We start from the raw sequence: 22,416 nt of genomic DNA on the forward strand, positions 1-22,416 counted from the left end.
CGTGGCTGCTCGGCGCCCGGTACGCTCCCTCCGCCTGGCCCGAGTTCAGCCAGCGGGTGCTTCCGTCCTCCTCGCCGGGTGTGACCAGCAGGTACTGGCGGTTCTGGGTCCCGGCCCACAGCACGTCGCTGTACTCCGCGTTCCGGACGGACAGTTCGCGCAATGCGTCGATATGGCCGCCCCGCTGCGCCGCGATGACGAGTCGCTGACCGCCGAACCGCTCGTCGGGCAGCAGCGCGATGCGTTCGGTCAGGCGCACACCCTCGGGGTACCGATCGAGCTGGGCGGCGATCGCGCGCCGCGCCGCGCCGAGATCGCTGACCTCTTCGGTGGCCACCCTGGTCCGGGTGCTCGGATCGTCGGCCAACGGCCACGGCTGGTATTCACCCTGGTTGTCCGCGCCGGATCGCGCGACCTCCATCGCGATCTCGGCCTCGGGCAGGCCGACTTTGTCCACGTACTTGCGGAGGGCGGCCAGCCCCGCGTCCATCGCGCGACGCTCCGGCGGCGTCGGGTCGTCGGCGCGTTGTGCCTTCCGGTAGGCCCGGTCGTATGCCTGGGTGTAGGCGGTCTCAGCGGGGCCGACCGGGACGAACCGGCCGGAATCGCGCAGCATCCGCAGCGTTTCGATCTCGACCGCGAAGTCGGCGGTACGCATTCGCCGCAGCTCCGGCGAGTCCTGCTTGTGCGGATTGGGGGCGTGGTCCAGGTCGGCGGCGGTGAATCCGTTGGCGCGGTCCCATTCCCGGGCGTAGTAGGTGGCGTAGTCGACGCCGTCGACCAGTGGTCCCCGCTCGACCAGCGCCGCGCGCACCTCGCGCACGGCCGCGCGGAAGGCCGCCGCGTCCAGCATCGTGTCCCGGACCGACGAGTTGCCCTTGTACGCGCGCGCCGCGATCTTGCGTGCCTTCGTGAGCGCTTCGTCGTAGGTCTGACGCAGTAGGTCCTCGTGGTCGACGGTGCGCGGCTCGTCGGGGAGGCGTTCGTCCGCGCTGCGGTAGGAATTGCGCCGATCGCGCACCCGGGTGAACTCGAAGGCCCGTGCGTGCGCCTCGGCCTGGCGGTCGAGCATCGTGCTGATGTATTCGTCCCGCGACAGGGTGACCCGCTCCAGCGTCCCGTCGCCCGCGGCCCGCGTCCGGTCCGCCATGGTGGCCGCGTGGACGATCGTTTCGGCGAGCTCGAGCGCCGACGAATTCAGGTGCAGCACAATGGTCTCGGCGAACGGCACGTAGCCGGTGTCGGACCGCAGCACCTGCCTGCCGTCGCGCGCGGCGGGTGGGTCCTCGAGCGTGAACCGCAGCTCGACGCCGAGCCGGTCGACGGTGCTCATCGCCCACCGGCCGGGGTAATTCCCCTCGCCGCGCACCCGTTCGCCCCGCATGGTCATGTACGTGCGATGGTTGTCGCCGTCCAGCTCCAACAGCGTGCGGTCGAGCCGCTCGGCCGCGTGGTCGGCGGGCGTCTTCTCCTCGGCCGTCCGGCCGGCCGGGGTCGGCTCCCCGGCCGCGGAACGGTCCGGCGCGTCGCGCCGTCCCTCCGGCCGCTCGCGCATCCAGCGGCCGTCCTCCTCGGACCAGACGTCGCGCGGGCTCGTCTCCTGACGACGCAACCGCACCTCACCGGAGTCGTCTATGTCGACCCAGACCCGATCGGCGAAGACATCCCGGTACCACAGGGTTTCCCGAATCGACCGGAAGGGCGCCTCGTCGCCGGTCACCCGCGTGTACCGATCGCCGGTCTCCGCGACGAACAGCTTCGGCTGCGATCCGGGCATCCACGCGACCCGGTCGGTGAGCCAGCTGCCACCGGCCTCGCGCACCTGCCGGTCCATCAGGTCGTGCCCGACCCGCCCGGCGAGCTCGAGGGCGAGCTGGTCGCGGGCCTCGACCACGCGAGCGCGCTCGGCCGCGAGGTCGGTCAGTACCCGCACCTGGGTCTGGAACAACGACAGCTGGTCGTCACCGAGTTCGAGCCGCGCCTGGGCGAGGTCTTGCAGGTGTGCGAGCAACGACCGATCCGGCCGCAGGGCCTGCCGGTCGAACACATTGTTCTCGGGGTCGAACCCGTCCAGGTGCGGGATCAGCCCCTCCCGCATCGTGTCGATGCGGCCGATCTCCCGGTTCAGGGCGGCGTGCCCGCGCAGCAAGGCTTGGGTGTCGCGGGCGGCTTCCGCGCTCGTCGGCCGGTACACGTCGCTCGCGATATCCAGCTGCTGGGCCGCGTCCCAGTCGCGGCCGTGGACGTTGCGTGCGCTGGCGCTCTCCTCGTCGGACCAGGATCCGTCGAACAGCTCACCGGCCAGCAGCGCATCGACGCCCGCCGCGCGTCCCAGTTCCCGCAGCCGCTGCGCGTCCGCCGCCGGATCGGCTTGTTCCGCCCTGGCCACCGCCGCGTCGTAGGCGTCGAGGTACTGCTGGTGCATCGCGCGCCGGTAGTTCACCTCGACCGGCGCCATCGCCATCGGGCGGCCCGGATACCCGGCCTGCTCCAGCTGGCGCAGGAATTCCGCCTGCCTGCCGGTCGCCGCGGCATCGGCGCGCAACTGTGCCGCGACGTAGTCCTCGCGTGTCGTGCCCCGAATGCGGGCCGGGGTGACCTCCACCTGTCCGTCGCGGATCGCCTCGGTCAGGGCGGCGAGCCGGACGAGCTCGGCGGCCAGCTCGACCTGTCCGCGGTCATGCGTGTCGACCAGGATGTCCATGGTGCGCCGGTCGAACGCGTCCGCCTCGCCGATCTCGTTCCCGAGATCGGCGAACCGCACCCGGGCGCCCTCCGCGCGGAGCACGTGCGCCGCCTCGCGCCCGACAGTGCTCTGCTCGAGCATCTGCCACACCTGGTTGGTGGCGATGTCGATCCGGCCCAGCTGCCACAGCTCTTCGGTGCCGAGCTCGTCGGTGTCCGTCCGCTCCGGCTGATCGGCGGTGCGGTCGGCGTCGGCCGCGTCCTGCGTCGCCGGTTCCGGGTTCCCGGCGTCGGGGTGGTGTGGTGCGCCGGCTTCGTCCGGCGTCGAACCGGTGTCGGCGCGGGCGAACTCCGGCTTGGTGAAACGCACTATGGGCACAGTGTTTTCGCCGGGACCGGCGGGCTCGATCCGCACCTCGGTGAAGCCGTGCTCGGCGGCCAGCCGGCCGAGGACGGTCCGGGCCACGGCTTCCTCGGCCGTTCGGTAGAGGTCGTGCCGGTCGGCGTCGAGGGCGTCGAAGTCGCCCTCCCGCTGCCACTCGCCGTGGATCTCGTGTGCCCGCTGTGCGCCGAGTTCCGAGATCGCGTCCGCGAACATGGTCGCGCTGTCCGTCGGGCCGTCCGACACGCGCAGGCGGACGCGCAGGATGCCCTCGAAGGGGTCGAAGGTGGCGTAGATGCCGTGGTCGTCGTTGTCCCGCCAGTCGTAGGTCTGCTCGGTGCGGGGGACCACGCGGACGATGTCGTCGTCGCCGCCGATCGGTGTGTAGAGCTTGGGCGGCTCGGACCGCTGCACCGGGCCGACGTCGCGCGCATGCTCGCGCACCTGCGCCAGCCGTTCCATGACCAGGTCGTGCCAGCCGCCGCGGCCGTACCGCTCGAACTGCGGCCGCAGCACCGCAACCCGGTCGATGAGGATGTCGACGGCCTCGCGGGTCAGCGGGTTGTCGCGGTAACGCACGGTGCCGTCGTCGGCGCGGACCAGGAATCCGTCGGCGAACGGGCTGATGGCCGCGCGCGCCTCGTCGCTGCTGTCGAAGGAGCGACTGTGGTCGATTCCGGCGACCTCGCGATCCGGACCGGCGAGCCAGCCGAAGCGGTCCCGGTCCGGGATGCGGACCAGGGTGTCCAGCAGTCCGAGCGCGCGGCCCGGCACCGAATCGGCGTAGCCGAGCTCATGCGGATCGAGGATGCCGCGGTGCCGGTCGGCGGCCGGTTCGCCCGGCATCACCTGCTGGTAGACAACGGTCGGATCGTGCAGGTCGAGCACCGACTCGGGTACGGGCGCGTCGATGGCGCGACCGAGCACGCTGGTCAGCACCTCGGCGACCGCGTGGCGCGGGTCGACGACGATCTTGCGGACGAGTTCGGTGCCGTTGGCGAACCGGACCCGCTCCACCCGCTCGGCGCTGTGCCGGGAATCGCCCTCGCGCAGCACGGTCACCTCGGCCGCGCCGGACGCGATCGCGTCTTGGACGACCCGGTCGAACGGGCGGTGGCCGTTCGCGTCGTCCCAGGCCGCACCGTAGAACTCGGCGTAGGTCTGGTCCGGGCCGACGAGTTGGGTGTCCATCAGTGGGCGCACCACGTCGAACGCGGCCTCGCGCGCCAGGTCGTCGAGGCGCTCGGGCGTGGCGTCCGGCTCGGCCGCCGCGGCCGCCTCGCGTGCGGCGTCGAAAGCGTCGGTGTACGCGCGCTCGAACGGGGTTTCCGGGATGTCGTGCAGCGCCGCGCGCAGCTCACCGAGCGCGGCGAATTCCATCACGTGCGCCGCGGTCTCCAGGTCGAGCATGAGGGCGACGTACTTGCGCCGCGACGATTGCATCCTGGCCTGGGCGGCGTTGGGCAGGTCGCGCGCGTGGGCGAGTTCGGCGTGCAGCCCGGCCCGCAACAGCGCGCGCATCTGGTCGGTGTCCGACAGTCCGGGGTCGAGGACCAGTCGCCGCTGGGCCGGGTAGTAGCGGTCCGGCGCACCCGACTGGTACTCGATCGTCACCTGGTGGGTGGTCAGTGCCTGGTCGAGCTCCCGGCCGAGCTCGGTCCGCGCCATTTCCGCCCTGATCCGCGCCGTCCGCTCGATCGCCGCGGCCCCGGACAGGTCGCGCGGCGGGCTATCGGCGACGGGTTCGCGCGGCGCGGCCGCATCGGGTGCGTCGATCGATCGAACCCGCACCCGGCCGAAGTCGTCGGTCTCGACCTCGAGGTATCTGCGGCCGACCTCGTCGCGGCCGAGCAGCGCCGCGGCGAACGGGTCGCGCTCGGCCTCCCGCATGACCCGCTGGTGGTCGCCCGGTTCCGCGGCGACCACCAGCCGGTCCGGCTCGCCGGGCAGATAGGCGAGGTGATCGGTGAGCACCCTGGCACCCGATTCGCCGCGGACGACCGCACCGAGCACATCCCGCGCGGCCAGCGCGGCGAGACTGTGCGTGCGTGCCTCGAGTCGGGCCTGCGCGTGGTCCCGCAGATCCGCCAGGTCGGCGAGGACGCGCAGATCGTTCTGCCTGCGCAGCACCTCCGCGCCGTGGTCGACCCAGGTCGTGGTGTCCAGCTCGGCCTCGGCCGCCCGCAGTGCTCGCTCGATCTCCGCGCGCGTGCGGTCGCCCGAGCCCTCGCCGAAGACCGCCTCGGCTCGCCGGGTGAATTCCTCGGCGACCTCCCGCGCCCGCAGCCGGGCGTCCTGGCGGTGCAGCGCGCTTTGCCACAGCTCGTCCGCGGTGACCGACGACAGTGGCCGGTGCCTGCCCGGCTCCGCCGCACCGTCCCGGACGGTATTGGCTTCGTCCCAGGCGTTTCCGTAGTAGCCGGCGTAGGTCTGCCCGTTGTGCCATTCGACTCGACCGATGAGGTCGCGCAGGACCGCGACGCCATGTTCGTGGGCCTCGGTGCGAGTCCACGGCTTGTCCCGGCCGCTGTTCTCGATCACCTGGTCGAACACTTCGTTGTAGCGCTGCTCGAGCGGATGCTCCGCGATCTCGTAACCGAGCGCCCGCAGTTCCCGCGCGAGCCGGAAGTGCCGCCCGGTGGCGGCGGCTTCCTCGTCGATCATCGCGTCGACGAACTCCTCCCGCGACATCGTGCGGATGTGCTCGGGCGTGTTCGCGGTCGTCCGCTGGAGGTACCGCTGGGCGTGCAGCGATTCGTGCGCCAGCGTCAGCGCCTGGCGCACCTGCGAGTTGCCCGCGGTGAAGGCCAGCGCGGCCAGCTCCCGGCGGCGGAACTCGCCGGCCCGCCCGTCCTGCGCCTGGTCTTCGAACCGGATGCGGGTCGGGCCGTGGTCCAGACTCGCCAGGATCTGCTTGCCGAACTCGGTCTGCCCGAGCAGGTCACGGACCCGGTCGACAGGGTCGTCGAGCACCAAGCGGTCGTTGGCCGGCGCTGGGACGTCGCGGCCCAGCTCGACACGATTGCGCGCGTGCTCCAACAGCAAGTCGTGCAGCGCGCGCACGGGTTTGCCTGCCGGGCCCAGGTCATCGAGCAGGTCGCGGAGGACGACCTCGGCGAAGGCTTCGGCCATCGCCTCGTGCGCGTCCAGCAGGCCCTCGTGGTCGAGGCTGTATCCGCTCAGCTCCCGCAGCCACGCACCGAAATCGGCGTCCGGGTCCGCGGCGGCGAGGTCGAGCAGGTGGCGCTCGGCCCGGTGCCGGGCGGCGAGGTTGCCGTAGTGGTCGAGCGCGTGACCGTATTCGTGCACCACGGTGGCGTAGACCGACCGCCGCAACATCATCGGCTTGAACTGATCGTTTCCGACGGCGTTGTACACCGCCGCGCGGAAGTCCCGTGCGCTCGTCGCATGGTCGTAGCTGAGGACGATCGCCCTGGTGTAGACGGACTCGGTGACCTCGTCGATGGCGCCGTCGGCCCACCCGAGCTCGCCCTCGCGCAGCTCGCCGATGCCGACACTGCGCAGATCGACGTGCGGGAACCGCTCGTACATGTCGACCATGGCCCTGGCGTATTCCCGCACGACTTCGGGGTCGAGACCGGGCAGATCGAAACCGAACACCTCGAACTCGGGGTTGCCCATGGCCTCCCGCAGCCGACCCTGTAGCAGCTCGCCGACCTCGTGCGTACTCAGGTGCGACCACTCGTCCGCACCCGGGACACCGAGCACCTCGGCATCGGTCACGTCGGGTGCGATGTCCTCGGGCGGACGTGCGGCACGCGCGGAATCGTCCGCCATCCGGTCCCGGTCGGCCCGAGGGCGTTCGCCGCCGTCCGTGGATCGATCGTCGTGCCGGCGCCGACCGTCTTCTGTGGTCCCCGCGCTGCCCTGCCTGAGCCGATCGATGAACCGGCCGAGCCTGTTGCGCGGCTGACTGCGATCGGTCAGGTCCGCCGAACCGTCGCCGAGCAACTCGACGATGCGGGCGACCAGCTTCCTCCGATCGGGCGCGGCCAAACCTTGCAGATGCGTCGACAGGACATCGGATTCCGATCGGTTCGACAGCGGAGCGGGCACCCGCCAGCCGCCGTTGCCGTCGGGCTCCAAATGGATGCTCAGCACCGTCTTCCCGACTCGGAAGATTGCCAGCTCGTGTTGCGGCGGGCGAGGAATCCCCGAGTCGCTGGGCAGCGGGATCCGGCGGGTGTACAACCGGTGAGCGACCTCGGCCGGATGCGGTGGCGTCAACGGCGGGTCGGCGTGGGCCGCGGTGCGGTATCCCGCCTCATGGAAGCCTTCGGTCAGCCTGCCCGGCACGTGGAAACCCTGGCGGTTGGTACCACTGGCCCGCTTGCCGTCCTCGGCGGTGTAGAACGCGTCGGGGCCGAGCTGTTTCAGCCACTCCTCGAACCCGAGATGGGTCCGGCCCTCCGCCCGGTAGCGCAGATACTGCGCCAGCATCTGCGTGAGCGCTTCGCTCCTGGTGGGGTGACGGTAGGGCCCCTCGGCCGCCGTGACCGTGATGTGGTGCATGGTCGGCAGGCCACCTGCCCCGCGCACGGCGTTGCGGTAGTCGAGATCGTGCGACCGGTCCCAGAGCACGTCGGCGAGTTCCGGGTGGCTCGCCGCCAGTTCGCGCAGGGCGTCGAGGTGCTGCCCGGGTTCGGCGACCACCACCAGGCGCGGCCGCCGCCCCGGCTCGGAATCGGCCGGGTAGCGTGCGACGCGGTCGGTGAGTCGCTCCGGATGCGGCTCGCTGTCGAATTCCTGATCGAGCACGCGCCGGGCCAGGTCGGCGTCGTCGTGGCGTTCGATCTCGCGAGTCGCGGGGCCGTCGGGATGCTGTGTGGCCCCGTCCTCGCGCGCTTCCGGATAACCCCAGCGCGACTCGTCCTCGTTGCCCGCGGCGCGGACGACATCGAGGGCGATCTCGGCCCGGTCCACTCCAACCCGGTCGAGATAGCGCCGTACCGCCTCGCGGCCCGCCCGGTAGGCGGCCTCCTCCGGCGGCAGGGCCTCGGGGTTGCGGCTATGCGCCTTCTCCGCCTTGGGATACGCCTTGTCGTAGGCCTCGGTGTACGCGCGTTCGGCCGGGCTGACCGGGACGTATTCGCCCAGATCGCGCAGCATGCGCAGGCTTTCGATCTCCAGCGCGACATGGGTGGCGCGCTCGGCGACGCGGGCGCGGCTGTCGCGCACCGGTGCGTCGGCAGCGGCGACGCGGTCGGTCGGCGCGATGCCGTGCGCCCGGTCCCACGCCGCGCCGAAGTGGTCGCCGTAGTCGCGCCGGCCGACCTGCGGCCCGAGGTGGTTCAGGTGCTCGCGCACGGCGCGCACACCGGCGCGGAAGGCGGCCCGATGGTAGAGCGGGTAGGACCGGACGACGCCGGACTTCCAGTACGTCTTCTCGGCGTACTTCAGTGCGTCGTCGTAGGCCTTGGCGTAGGCGCGTTCCAGGTCGTCGACGCCGATCCGGTTCAGGTCGGTCGCGCCGGTCTCGTCGGCGTTGCCCGCGTACATCAGGGCGTACGCCTCGGCCATCCGGTCCAGCATCAGGTCGACGTATTCGTCGCGGGAAAGGGCCAGCCGCTCCAGCGGTTCGCCCGCGGCCTGGTTCGCCTGCTCGGCCAGCCGCGCCGCGCGCACCAGTTCCGCGGCGTGCCGCTCGGATCCGGCATCGGATTCCAGCACAACCGTATTGGTGACGACGTGGTAGCCCGCGTCCGGGCGCAGACCGTATCGGCCGCTGTCCATGCGACGGATGTTCGCCTCGGATTCGGTGCTGAAGCGGATGTCCACACCGAGCCGCTCGAGCGTGCTCGCAGCCCATCTGCCCTGCGGGCTGCCGCTGAGTTCGACCAGCGCCTCGCGCAGCAGTGCGCCCGCGTGCTCGGTGATCGTCCGCGGATGTGTCCCCTCGCCCGCCCGGTACCGGGCCGGATCGGGCGGTGCGTCCGTCCCAGGGGCGTCGGCGGCGTCTCGAAGGACGTGCAGGTCACCGGATTCGTCAAGGTGTACCCGGAGGTCGGTGGGCGGCGGGTCCCCGGCGAGGGCGGCGCGGGCGGACAGGTCCCGCCGCACGAGGTCGGTGATCTCGCCCAGGAGACGGGCGTGCTCCGCGCTCACCCGCGTGTGCTGTGCGGTCAGATCCGCGAGCAGCAGCACGTAGCTGGTGCCGTTCCAGATGTCGATGCGCTCGGATCGTTCCCGGAGCATGTCGAAGATTTCCTGCCGGGTGGCCGGAATCTCGTCGTCCGGAAGGTTGAATCCGTCTTTCAGCCGCCGGAACGCGCGATCCCAGTCGGATTCGATCCGTGCCACCTCACGCCGGGCCGCCGCCTCGGCCCGCTGGAGCCGCTCCAGATCGCGGGCCGTCGCGAGATCGGAGGGAGTGTATTCCGCCGTTTCCACGGATGCGCGCGAGCGCTGCGCGGCGTCCCATTCCTCGCCCGCCTCGTGCCTGCCGCTGACTCCCGTGCGTGGATCCGCCGGGTCGTCGAACCGCGAATCGGCCAGCAACTCGTCCACGGCGGCCGCACGCCGTCGTGCCGGATCAGCTCTCGAATCCCGTTGCCGCTCAGGGGAGTCCAGGTCGATTACGTGACGCAGGTCCGCGTCGGCACGAGCCAGCACGTCCTGGAGATCGATGACCCGCAGTGCCGCCCGCTCCAGCTCCGACAACCGGTCGCGCCAGGCGCTGGACTGGTCGATCCGGACCGTCCGGCCGTACAACTGCTCCATCGTGTCGGCCAGCGCGGCGCGGGTGCCCAGTTCCCCGTCGCCGGCCAGGCCGCGTGCCGCCTCCGCACGCAGGACACGCGCCGCGTCCACCGCCGCAGCCACAGCGTCCCGCCGCGCGGTCAGCCGAGCCGCTTCCGCGCCGCGAATCGCCCGGTGCACCGGGTCGTCCACCGCAGACGAGCGATCCGGCGCATCGAAGACATCCAGGTAGGCCGCTTCCAGCGCGCCGCGCTGCGCGGCATCGACCACATCGCGCACCGGCCCGCCGTACGGGTCGTAACCGGCCGCGCGCATCTGCCGGTGGAATTCGGCTTGGCGGCCGAGTGCCTCGGCTTCCACCCGCACCCGCGCGGCGATGTGATCGGCCCGATCCAGCTCGCGGATGCGGGCCGGACGCACCTCGAGCCTGCCCTCGGCGACCGCACCGGCCAGCTCCGCCGCCCGTACGACCGCCGCCGCCTGCGCCAGCTGGTCGCGCCCACGGGTGCCGATGAACACTTCCATCGTCCGCCCGTCGAACCGGTCCGGGTCTCCCGGACCGTCGCCGGGTTCCTCGAACCGTACGGCCGCCCCGAGGTCGCGCAGCCGGGCGAGCGCTTGCCTGCCGACCTCGCTGCGCGCCAGCACTTCCCGCACTTCCGCCGCGGCGATATCGGTGGGGCGGTGGTGCCAACCGTCGGGTTGCCCGTCGTCCGGTCGAGCGAAGTCGTACGACCTGATTTCATCGCCACCGGGCGTGCCGGGCTCGTCGGCGCGCAGGTCGCCGAGATCGACGGGCCGGGCGTCAGCTACGCCTGGAAGTTCCCCGCCGGTAGCCAGATCCCGTCCTTGCGGTGCCGCGTGATCGCCATTCCGGCCGCCTTGATCGCCAGCCGGTCGGTCCTCCCGTCCGCCACTGTGACGGTGTAATCCGCTTTGTCGATCGTCAGTTCCCGATTCAGTTGATCGTTCGCGCCCCCGAACCGATACGTCACTTCCCGATCCGTCTCGGCCGACTTCCGAAACACCAAGTGAATGGCCATTTTCGGCGCTCCATTCGGATATATTCTCGCCGGATCTCTCCGGCGGGAGAGATTCCCAATTGAATTCCTTGTTGGCTTCCGCATGCGCCTCGCTATACGGGGCCCCAGGATGGTCAGCGTAGTATTGCTGCTCGACAATTTCATGTTCCAGCAAAATGATGTCACTGGGCCGGGCACGACCCGTGGACAACCGCATCCATGCCTCGGCGATATCGGCATCGGCGTCATATCGCGCCACTCTCGTCCCGATTTCGTTCCCGTTGTCGTCGTAGACCGTGAGTGGATGCTCTTTTCGGAACAGATGCTCTTTGACCCGCTCGATCTCGTCCAAGCCGAAGCCGGTCGAACCGTCGGAACGAGGCGTGTCCGCGAGTTCATTCACCATCCGGACGACGTCGCTGTCAGCGGCACGGAAGTGGTCGTAAGCCCGCTCGGCCCACGCCTGCTGAGCATCGATATCGAACATGTTGCGCGGCCGGACCGCACCACCGGACTGCAGCCACTCACCACCGGCCCCGTCCTCATAGCGCGCACCGGTCTCGTGCGGTGGCGAGTCGGTCCGGGGCGTCGGGTCCTGCGCGGCCTCCCACTGCGCGTCCCTCCGACGCATCCGCTCAACCGTCGACTCCGGATCGGACATCCCACGCAGCAGCGGATCATGCGCCGCCCCCGCGTCCCCAGGACGCTGTGCGGCAAAGCTTTCCGGTGACCGCCGACCGTCGTCCAGATGCGCAGGCAGCGGCGACCGCTCGGGCTCGGGCGAGAACGTATGCCGCGGGGTGCCCCCCGTTCCGCGGGGCCGGAAATGCGCCCCCAGGTACCCGTCGACGGAGCGGCCGATCCGACCGCGCTGCGTACCCCGGTCGAATGCTTCGACCAGCAAGTCGTAGGCCACCCGCATGGGTTCACTCACCCTGTCGCGGCCACGCGACTCGACTTCGGCGAATACCTCGGCCAACAACTCCATTTGGTTGGGCATACCGGACTGGTGAAGTGAGTACGGGCTGAAATGATCCCGCAGCCACGCCACGTACCCCTCTGTGGTCAGCTCCCCCGGCTGAGTGGACTCATAGTGGTCCCACAGCGCCTGGTCGAGCTTACGCGAAGCGTACAAGCTGCCGCTGGAGTCCAGGACGTGGCCGAACTCGTGCAGCGCGATCGCTCGCACTGGTCTGTCCGCCATACCCTGTCGCAGATAATATGGCCCCGCGGTCTGGCGGGCGGCGACTGCGCTCGTGGCATGGTCCGCGTTGATCTGCACGGCGTCGGGGTAATACCGGTAGCCGACGCTGATTTTCGAGGGGACTTGTGCGACGGTTCGCGAGGGCATATCGCTGCTGACGACGATTCGATTCAGCTCTGCTCCAGGAAACCGCGTGAACACGTCGACCATCGCTCGGGCCCATTCCCGGAGGATCTCGGCGTTGAGACCTTCGCGGTCGAAGCCGGTCACCTCGAACTCGGGATTACGTGTCAGCCGACGCAACTCGTCACGCAGCTTCTCCCCGACCTCCGACGGGCTCAGCCGCGACCACACGTCATCGGCCGGCGCGCCGAGCACCCACGCGTCGACCGAGTCGGCGAACCGGTCGTACAACATACCGACGGGCTCGGTCACGTTCTGACGGCCATCGGCAGCGACCTGGACCAACGCCTCGGCCACCGTCCTGGACCAATCGATCTCCCCAGAAGTCAGGCCGGCGCCGCTGAGGCCTGCGCCGCGCAACCAGTCCCGCAAACTACCCATCGCCACGTCACCCGGATGGTTTTCCGCGTAGTGGTCCCACAGCCGGCCCTGGGCTTCGCGCAGCACGGCGGGGTCGCCGAAAACTCTCGGCGAGTGAACCAATTCGTGGACGAACTCGTTGGCGACGATGGAGTACCCGGGCCGACGCGCGGCAGCCGAAGGCAACAACCCGTCGCGCACCCGATCGGCCACCGCATCCCGCAGCTCCCGCGCACTCGACACGAACTCCGCGCTCACCGTCATCGTCTTCGGGTGCCCACGTCCGTCTTCGAACCCGGACCCCGTCACTGCCATCATCCCGTCCGGCAGGTCACCGATACCGAACCCGCGGATATCGACCCCCGGGAAGCTGCGGTGCAACTCGACCATCGCGCGAGCAATCTCGCGCACCGCCACCGGATTGAGGCCATCACGGTCGAAGCCGGTCACCTCGAACTCGGGATTGCGCGTCAGCCGACGCAACTCGTCACGCAGCTTCTCCCCGACCTCCGACGGGCTCAACCGCGACCACTCGTCGCCGGCCGGCGCGCCGAGCACCCACGCGTCGACCGAGTCGGCGAACCGCCCGTACAAGATACCGACAGGCTCGGCCACGTTCTGCAGGCCATCGGCGGCCACCTGGACCAACGCCTCGGCCACCGCCCTGGACCAATCGATCTCCCCGGAAGTCAGGCTCGCGCCGCTGAGGCCCGCGCCGCGCAACCAGTCCCGCAAACCATCCATCGATCCCCTGTTGAGCAGGTTGTGGAGGATCAGCTGGCTCTCGGCTTCGCGGCTCGCGGCGTGGTCACCCGCGGCGTCCAGCGCGCGGCCGAACTCGTCGACGACGATGGCGTACGCGGGCCGACGCGCGGCAGCCGAGGCCGACAACCCGTCGCGCACCCGATCGGCCACCGCATCCCGCAGCTCCCGCGCACTCGACACATGCTCCGCATTCATCGTGAACGACTCGACAAACCGGCGTCCATTCTCGACCCCGGACCGGGTCGCCATCACCGCCCCGTCCGGCAGGTCACCGATACCGAACCCGCGGATATCGACCCCCGGGAAGCTGCGGTGCAACTCGACCATCGCGCGAGCAATCTCGCGCACCGCCACCGGATTGAGGCCATCACGGTCGAAGCCGGTCACCTCGAACTCGGGATTGCGCGTCAGCCGACGCAACTCGTCACGCAGCTTCTCCCCGACCTCCAACGGGCTCAACCGCGACCACTCGTCGCCGGCCGGCGCGCCGAGCAGCTCGGCGTCACGAACATCAGCCGCGACATCCTCATCCGGCTCGGAACGCCACGAACCATCCGGACGCTGCGCTTGATCCGGCGTGCCCGGTTCGTCCGCCGCCCGTGCGGGCGTCGAGGGCGGCTCGGACCCAGGCCCGCTCGGCCGCACCCCACCCGCTGCTTCGGGGCCGTCCTCCCCCGATTCGTCCGGTGGCGCCTCGTCCGCACGACGCTCCCCGTCCTGCGAGGCCGCCCACGCCCCGTCCATCCGGCGCATGCGCGCAACCGTGGCCTCGAGATTCTCCAGCATCCCGTCCAGCACGGCGTCACGGGAAAGCGGCTCGTCGCCCGGAACACGGTGTGGGCCGGACGCATCCGGCGACTGCGCCGCGCGCTCGGACTCCGCCGCCCACTCCGCGTCCATCCGGCGCATCCGCTCGACGGTCGCCTCGAGCTTCGTAAGCGTCCCTTCCAGCACCGGATCGCGCACCGGATCGACAGCCGGAGAACGTTGCGCGACGGAGTCTTCCGACGACCGCGGCCCGTCGGCCAGATGATCGGGCAACGGCGGCGCGTACGGGATGTCGGCACGCCAATCCGACAGCGGCGGGCGCCGATCGTCCCAGTGCGGCCCCTCGAGCCGTGCCACGGCCTCGTAGATCTCGTGCCAGGTGACGTTGTAGTCGCTTTCCGCGCGGAACCTGCGCGCCAGCTCCGACCATGCCCGCGCATCGGCGACGAGCCGGAAGTCCGCCGGCACGGGAGCGCCGTTCGCGAGCCGATCCCACGCCTCGGCGACATGCGCCAGCCGATCCAATTGCCGCCACTCGAGCTGCCCACTGTCCGGGTCGAGCATCAGCAGCTCGTCCTCCATCAGCAGCTTCTTGATCTGCCGCATGTCGTCGGCGGTGAGATCCGGTGTTTGCGTGCGCATGTGATCGCGCAGGGCGGCGCGCAGGGTATCGGCATCGGCGTCGCCCACCATCAGGTCGACGACGTCGCCGAGGACGCGCCGCCGCTGTGCCGCGTCGAGCGGACCAGCGAAATGCCGTTCCAGCATGGAGTTCGCCGCATCTATGGCGCCACGGAGCCTGGTCAGCTGTGCGGCCGGATCGCCGGTCGGGTCGACCGCGGCATGGGGTAGCACCCGGCGGCGGAGCACATCGACGACTTCCCGCGCTGCCGCGTCGCGCTCCCGCTGATGCTGCTCGCGCACCCGCTCGGCGATCCGGTCGACGTCGTCGGTGTCACCGAGGAAACGCTGGTACTGCTCATCGGTCCAGCTCTGTACGCGGGCCCAGTCCGCCCGCCGCTGCCGCGCCCGGTCGCGCAACTGCTCCGGGGCGCCCCGGTCGTCGGTGACGTCGTCCGGTTCGACCGGACGGACGAACGGCTGGTGCTCGGACTTGGCTGCGCGGAACCACGGATGGCGTTTGAAGCCCGGCCGGATGCTGCCCGGGTTGTCCCGATCGGCGAACCAGGTGAAGCCCGACAGCTTCGCCGTCTCGATGATCACGCGCATCGTGGCCGAGATCGCACCGGAGAACGGCATCTCGTAGGTGGGGATGTCGCCCGGGTTGACCGGCGACCCGCCGCCGGGGATGTGCGGCAGCAGATCCGCGTCGATCCGCGCGGGCGGCGGCGGACTGTGCGGATCACGCATCGTGGGATCCGGCGGCGGCGGGTCGGCGAGCCAGTCGTGCACCGTCGCCTGGATCTGGTCCACGGCCCAGCCGCTGATGCCTTCCGGCAGGACGCGACTCTCGAAGTCGTGCTCGGCCACACCGCGGCGGTTCTGTCGCCAATCCGGCCGGGACGGATCGACCTGCTGCCACTCGCCGTTCGCGGCGAGCCACATCGCCAGGTCCAGACGGCGGGACATCGGCCGGTCTCGGCCCCTGGGGTGCAGCAACTCCGGGCCGGGGAGGTCAGCGATCCTCCAGTCGCCCGTCCGGTCGGAGCTGACCCGGCGGTACTCCACCGTGACATCCGGATGCGTCATCGCGCGTACCACGGTGTCGGAGGTGTGCAGGGCGTGCTGGAGTGCGAGGTCGTGCTCGTTCATGCCATTGCGCCCGGCCCCAGGCGTCAGCGGCTCCCGCGGACCGTAGACGACGATCCGGGGCGGCTCACCGTCGACCACGCCGACCCAGTCGGTCCGCATCCGTCCGCCCGCGGCTTCGATGTCCCGGCGTCCGGCGCCGGCGAGCTGCGCCATCCGATCCTGGATCCGGCCGATCCGGTTGTCCGCCTCGTTGACCTCGCCGGCCACCTCGTCGAGCATGCCGATCTGGTCGGACCGGTCGGGGTGCTCGGACGAGAGCCGCTCGATCGTGTCCGCCAACCGATCCGGTCGCAGGGCGGCCTCGTCGACGACACCGTGCTCGTCCACGAGGCCCAGCCGCCGCGCCAGATCGTCGCGCATGCCGCGGCGGGGTTTGATCCGCACCAGCTCGCGGGCGCGCTCGGCGGCCGATCGATGCTGCTCCGCAAGGGCATCCGCCAGCAGCGGCCTGCCCTCGACCGCGCCGTCGCGGACCAGTTCCCCGAGCCGACTGTCCAGCACCGCGATCCGCTCACGCAGTTGGACGACCTGCTGGGCGGCCTCCTCCAGCTTGGTCAGGTCCCGCAACCGCCGCATGCGATCGGCGGCCGAGCGCTGTTCGCTGACCTGCCCGCCCGCGTCCTCGCCCAGCGCAGCGATGTCGACAGTCCGGCGGGCGGCGGCCTCGTCCAGCCGCCGCATCGTGTCGGCCAGCGCTTCGCGGGTACCGAGCGCACTCTCCGGATCGTCGACCTCCAGCAACCTGGTGGCCCGGTCGTCGCGCTTGGCCTGCCAGAACTCCATCTCGCGGGTGAGCCGGTGCCGTTGGCCCAGCATCCGGTCGTACTCGCGGTTCGCCCATGCCGTGGCCGCGTCCACATCATCCGGCAATCGAGCGTCCGCCTCGGAACCATCATTCGGGACGTCGACGTGGTCGGCCGCGAGCGAGAGCGGCGCGTCGCTGTTCTCCGGCGGCGCGGCGGCCAACCGGGTCAGCAGGTCGTGCAGCGCTCGGGCGGGGGCGCTTGCCGATTCATCGTGCTCGCCACGCAGCACGTGATCCGCGAACGCCTCGGGCAGCGCCTCTTCCGGGCGCAGGTTGCCCTCGTGGTCGAAGCTGTGGCCGCTGAGCTGGTGCAGCCAATCCTCGAAAGCCAGCCGGGGGTCGCGGGTTTCGTCGTCGAGATAGCGCTCGTACAGGTGTTCCTCGGCCTGATGCCGCGCGCTCTGTTGGCTGGCGTAGTCGAGCGCGTGCCCGTATTCGTGCGCCACTACGGCCCGGACCGGACGGCGCAGCACTTCCGGGGAGAACCGGCCGTTGTCCACACCGATCCGCATCCGATCCCGGAACGTCTGTGCCCCGGTGGCATGGTCGTAGCTGAGGACGATCGATTCGGTGAACATGTGGCCGGAGGCGTCCAGCCGTGGCTGCGCCATGCCGATCACCTCGGGCGGCAGCCCGCCGATACCGATGCCGTGCAGGTCGACGGCCGGGAACCGATCGACCAGATCGACCATCGCCCTGGCATATTCCCGTACCACCTCGGGATTCAGACCGTCCAGGTCGAACCCGAAGACCTCGAAGTCGGGGTTGTCCAGCGCGCCGCGCAGGTGCTCCTGCAGCCGCTCGCCGACCTCCTCCGGGCTCAGGTGCGACCATTCGTCCTCACCCGGTACGCCGAGCAGCTCCGCGTCGCGGGCGGCCGCCGCGTCGCTGTCATGGTCCTGCGGCGGGGATGACGAATCGTCGGCGTCCCGCGCGGGAGTGTCGGCATCGCGCGCAGAATCGTCGGCACCGCTAACCGGACTGTCGGCATCACGAACCGATGCGTCGGCGGGCGGCACCCGGTCCGGTGTTCGCACCAGCGCGGGTGAATCGATGCCGCCGATGACATCGACGCGCACCAGCACGCCGTCCCGATGGAGATCGAACTCGCGCGAGGTGACAACGCCGTTCTTGGTGGCGTGCACCAGGTGGTACTCGACCTCGAGCGTCCCGTCCCGATGCGCCTTCAGCAGTTGCTCGCGCGCCCGCGCCAGCGCCCTCCCCTCGGCGCTGTCCGGATCGACACCGCGCGCCGCCATCTCCTCGGGCGTCTCGGTCAGAATCCGCCGCAAGTTCTTGTCGATCGCGGCCGTGCGGCGCAGGTACTCCGGCGAACCCTGTTGCGCTCCAGCAGTTTTCGAGCCGCCGAGCTGCGAACCGACACCCTTGGCCTCGATCACCACCAGCTTCGGCGGCCCACTGTCGGTACCGGGGACGAGCACCGCAATGTCGACGGTATCGGCGCCATCGATCGCGCCGTCGAACGGCGACAGCAGCACCGCGCCCGGCCGTTGCTCCGCGTCGAGGGCGAACGCCCTTCCGCCCAACTCGCCGAGCGTCTTCGACGCATTCACGAGCAACGGACCCAGGTCGTTGAACTTCTCCGCGTTGAGCTCCATCTCGCCGAGACGATCCAGCTTCGCCTGCTTCTCGTCGTCGGAGAGATCGGACTCCAGGATCTCCCGCTCGAGCTCGTCCACGCGCCCGGCGAGTTTCTCCTCGGCCAGGTCGCTGATCTTCTCGATCCCGAACTCGGCCAGGTGCCGCTTGACCGCGTCATTGGCCTTGTCGCGCTGCGTCTCCAACGCCGCCCGCTCGGTGACCGCTTCCGCGATCTGAGCCGCGATCGCCTCGTCGACCACGGTGTACGGCTGCTTGTCTCCCGGATCGGCCAGGAACCGGTAAGGCCGGTTCGTCAGCGGATCGCGGAGGTATTCGTTGGTGTCCGCGTCGTGCAAACGGAAACTGTCGTCGCGGTAGGTGCCCGGCTCGTCGTCCTGGTGATGCCACGTTCCGTCCGGGTCGCGGTAGGAGTCAGGCCGATCACCGAACTTGTGCAGCAGCCCGTCGGCGTCGCGGTACATGCCGGCGGGAACATGGTCGTCGCCGTGTTCCCCCCGGTGCTCGGCGTCGTCGGATTCACCGAGGAAGTCGGGCGTCTCGTCGAGTGCCGGGATGCGGTCGCGCGCAGGCCGTGCGTCGTCGCCATCCGCATCGCCTCGGTCCAGCGGCGCGACCTTACGGTCACCCGCTTCCGGCGCGTCGTCGGCGTCGCGTTGCCGGCTCGCCGAATCGGAAAGCCGATTCGCTTCACTCGCGGCGCTCGGTTCACGATCGCCCGGCGGGACATCCACCAGGTCAGGTGCATCCGAGTCGTTGCGCAACCGCGCGGGGTCCGAAACCGAATCAGGTGAACCTGCCTCATTGCGCGGCCGCGCCGGGTCCGGAACCGGGTCCGACGACGAACGCGGCGGTATCGGGGCATCGTCCGCGGGACGCCCACCCGCGACCCGCCACCAGGTGTCGGCGTTCTTGCGGAACTCGCGGGCATGCCATTCCGCCTGGCCCGCCCTGATCCGCAACTGCCGTTTCGTCACCCCTTCCGGCAGATCCGCCTCGTCGATGCGGTCCACCACGTCACGCAGCCGCCGCGCCTGCTCTGCCGCCCGCCTGGAGTGCATGTCGGCCATTTCGGCCCGCAGCCGCGCGCGGAACTGCTTCGGCGTTTCGTCGTCGCGCCGAACGGCGATCTCGCCGTCGGAACCATAGATCGGGCGTTCGTCGGCCGGTCGCACGCGCGGGTCGGATCCGCTCGGCGACACCACCTTTCCCTGACCGTCGAACAGGATCGCCGACACCGCGCGGAGGTCCGCCGGCACGTCGGGCGGAAACCCCTTGCGGCTCCGCGCTCCCGGATCGGACACCTCGATACGGAACTCGCCGGTGTCCGGGTGCATGCGCACGGTCAAGGTGTAGGCATGAGCGCCGACCCCGTGCTCGTCGACCGGGCCGGTGTATTCGTCCACCACGAGGGCGCGCGGTCCGCGGCCTTCGGCGACATCGCGCGGGTCCATCCCCGCCGCCACCCGCAGCAATTCGTCGGCGATGCCCTGGTGACGAGACTGCTCCGGCCCGCCGTCCGGGTAGTCCCACAGGCGGCCGCCCGCGGCCTGCTCGATTTCGCGCAGGGACATGCCGCGCTCGCCGACCGGCTCGTCCGGCGGCCGGATGGTATCGCTCCCGGTGGCCTCCTGGAGCTCCGCGAGCGACAGCCGGGCGCACTCCCCGCGATTCTTCGGATGATCCGATTGCGCATCGGATTCCGGATCGTCCCGAGTGGTCTCGTCCGTATCCCGGCGAGCCGGTCCATCGGTGTCCGTGCCCCGGCGGCGAGCCGGACCATCGGTTTCCCCGCCCGGGCGGCGTGCCCGGCCATCCGTATCCGCGCCTGCGCGGCGCACCGGCCTGGACTCACCCGCGTCACCAGCGAGCGGCAGCACGATCGGTTCCGCGGTGTCGCGCCGGCCGTCTTCGGACTCCGAGGTATCGCGGGTTCGCGACGCCTCGCCCTCCGGCCGGTCCGCGCCTGCCCGGCGCGTCTCACCCGCCGGGCGCGTCTCACCGTCGTGGCGGGTCTCGCCGACCTGTCGGGTCGCGGTGTTCTCCCGCCTGGATTCGGCTCGCGGCGCTTCGGAGTCGGTCTTGCCCGCCCGCACCCCGGGCTCGTCGCGGCCGGAACCGGCGGCGCGATCGGCCACACCGGCCCGGCCTCGGTCGGCGGCCGCCCTACTGTCCGGGGTGACAGTCTGGGCACGCGAATCGGCGGACGACGCGGGCCGTGCGTCGCTCGCTCCGGTTGAAGCAGGCGAGGTGTGCGTCGCGCCCGGTGCGACACCGGGGGACGGTGGCGCGCCCGCGGTGCCCGGCCCCGCGTGCGGCGTCGCCGTGGAGCCGGCCGACGCAACGCCCGCGAGCGGTGTCGCCCCCGAGGGCGGCGTATCCGACACCGACCGCGTCTGCGGGTTCTGCGCGCCGTCGACGGTGCCATGCTGCGCGTCGGTAGCCCTATCATGCTGGCCCGCAGCGATATTCGGCTCCTCGGACCGGCCGGTTCCGGCGCCGCGGTCCTGTCTTCCTTCGTCGGCGAGCCCGGCGCCGGTGTCGGACGTCGACCGCTCGCCGGTGGTGGACCGTTCCCCGGACGTGGAATGCTCACCCGACGCAGCCCGCTCACCCGACGACGACTGCTCACCCGACGCAGCCCGCTCACCCGACGACTGATCCCCCGACGACGCGTGCTCACCCGACGACGCGCGCTCACCGGAACCAGTCTGCTCACCAGACGAGGCCTGCTCACCGGACGTTCGCGCCGGGGTGGACTCGCCGTTGTTCGCGGCCTGATTCCCATCCGTCCGCGCCCCCTCGGAGCCCGAGCTCGAATCGTGCTGCGCCCCAGCCGAAGCGGTATCAGCGCCGCCGGAAAGCGACGTGTCCGAACGCGCGGAGCCGGACGAAGAGGTGGCACCGTTCCCGGCCGCGGCGGGCATTCCGGCGCGCGATGCCCCTGCACTGTTCGACTCGCCCGCACCGTTCGACGCACCTGCCGGATTCTGCGTCCCGGCGCCGGGAGCGAGCCCGCTGCCGTCGCCCGCACCGGGCGTTCCCGCACCGTCGTTGCGGGATCCCACCCGTGCGCCCACGTCGGCGAAAAGACTGTCGACGCGATCTTTCAGGCCGGGACGGCTCATCGTGGTCGGCATCACCTTGTTCCACAGGTGCGCGGAACCGACCTTGGCGACGCTCGTCATCGCGCCGTTGGAGGCTCCGGCGGTGAACATCCGCCAGTCGACCGGCGTGTTGCCCAGGTTCTTCAGCGCCTGGTCCAATCCGTCGGTCGCCACGTCGAAGCCGAACTGCGTCGCGGTCGCGGCCCCGAAACCCGCTGCCGCGCCCGCCAATCCCGCCGTCGTCCCGGTGATCACACCGTGCAGCAGCGGATTGACACCCCGCTTGGTCAACGCCTCGCCGACCCACTCGCCGAGCGGTCCGGCCGCAGCGCCACCCGCCGCGGAGCTCACGGCCGTCACGATGACCTGTTCGACGTTGATGTTCTTGCGGTGCCCCTGCTCGACCTGATAGGCCTGTACGCCGATTTCCTGCATGGTGCCGAGAATCGTGTCGATCGCGATATGCCGGAGCAGGAACTTCACGAACTTGTTCGCCACGATCCGCCCGACCCGCTGGATCACCGCCTGCACCAGCCGCTGGCCGATGATGCGGACCGCGATCCGGGTGGCCGCGATGGCCGCCGCGTCCACCGCGGGCTTGAACGGGCCGGAGAAGAACGACGCCGCCAGCTCCGCCGCCAGCAACGCCAGCGACGACCAGTACATCAGCTTGCCGTACTCGATCTCGGTGCCGACGTCGTAGGCGGAGTCGCCGATCTCCGTGAAATAGTCGGCGAGCTTCGACAGGGTCTGATCGTCCTGCGGGTCGCTGCCGCTGAAGGTCAGGAAGCTGTCGAAACTTTTGACCATCTCCTCGAAGCCGTCGCCCGAAGGGTAGGCGGTCATCGACGCGCTCTTGGCCGCCTCGATGTCGGGGATGACCGAACGCAACTCGGACGCGGCGGTGCGCCAGTCCCCGCCCAGGCCCCACATCTCGTCCTCGTTGCCCTCGGGCCACTCCATGCCGACGATCGGCTCGAGGTACTTCAGTACGCCAGGCAGTTCGATGGCCATGGGCGTCT

1 protein-coding gene (cut by a window edge) is annotated in these 22,416 nt (G+C 70.6%); it reads right to left on the reverse strand.

Translation table 11 applies throughout. The annotated features are described in order from the left end of the window. Positions 1-22,408, reverse strand: the 5' portion of a protein-coding gene (locus tag ACT89H_RS19105) for a WXG100-like domain-containing protein (RefSeq protein WP_445109973.1). The gene continues 12,836 nt to the left of window position 1, outside the view; 22,408 of the gene's 35,244 nt are visible here — the first part of the coding sequence; the start codon lies at positions 22,406-22,408; the stop codon falls past the left edge of the window. Positions 22,409-22,416 lie beyond the last annotated feature (8 nt).

Source organism: Nocardia aegles (genome assembly GCF_052545135.1).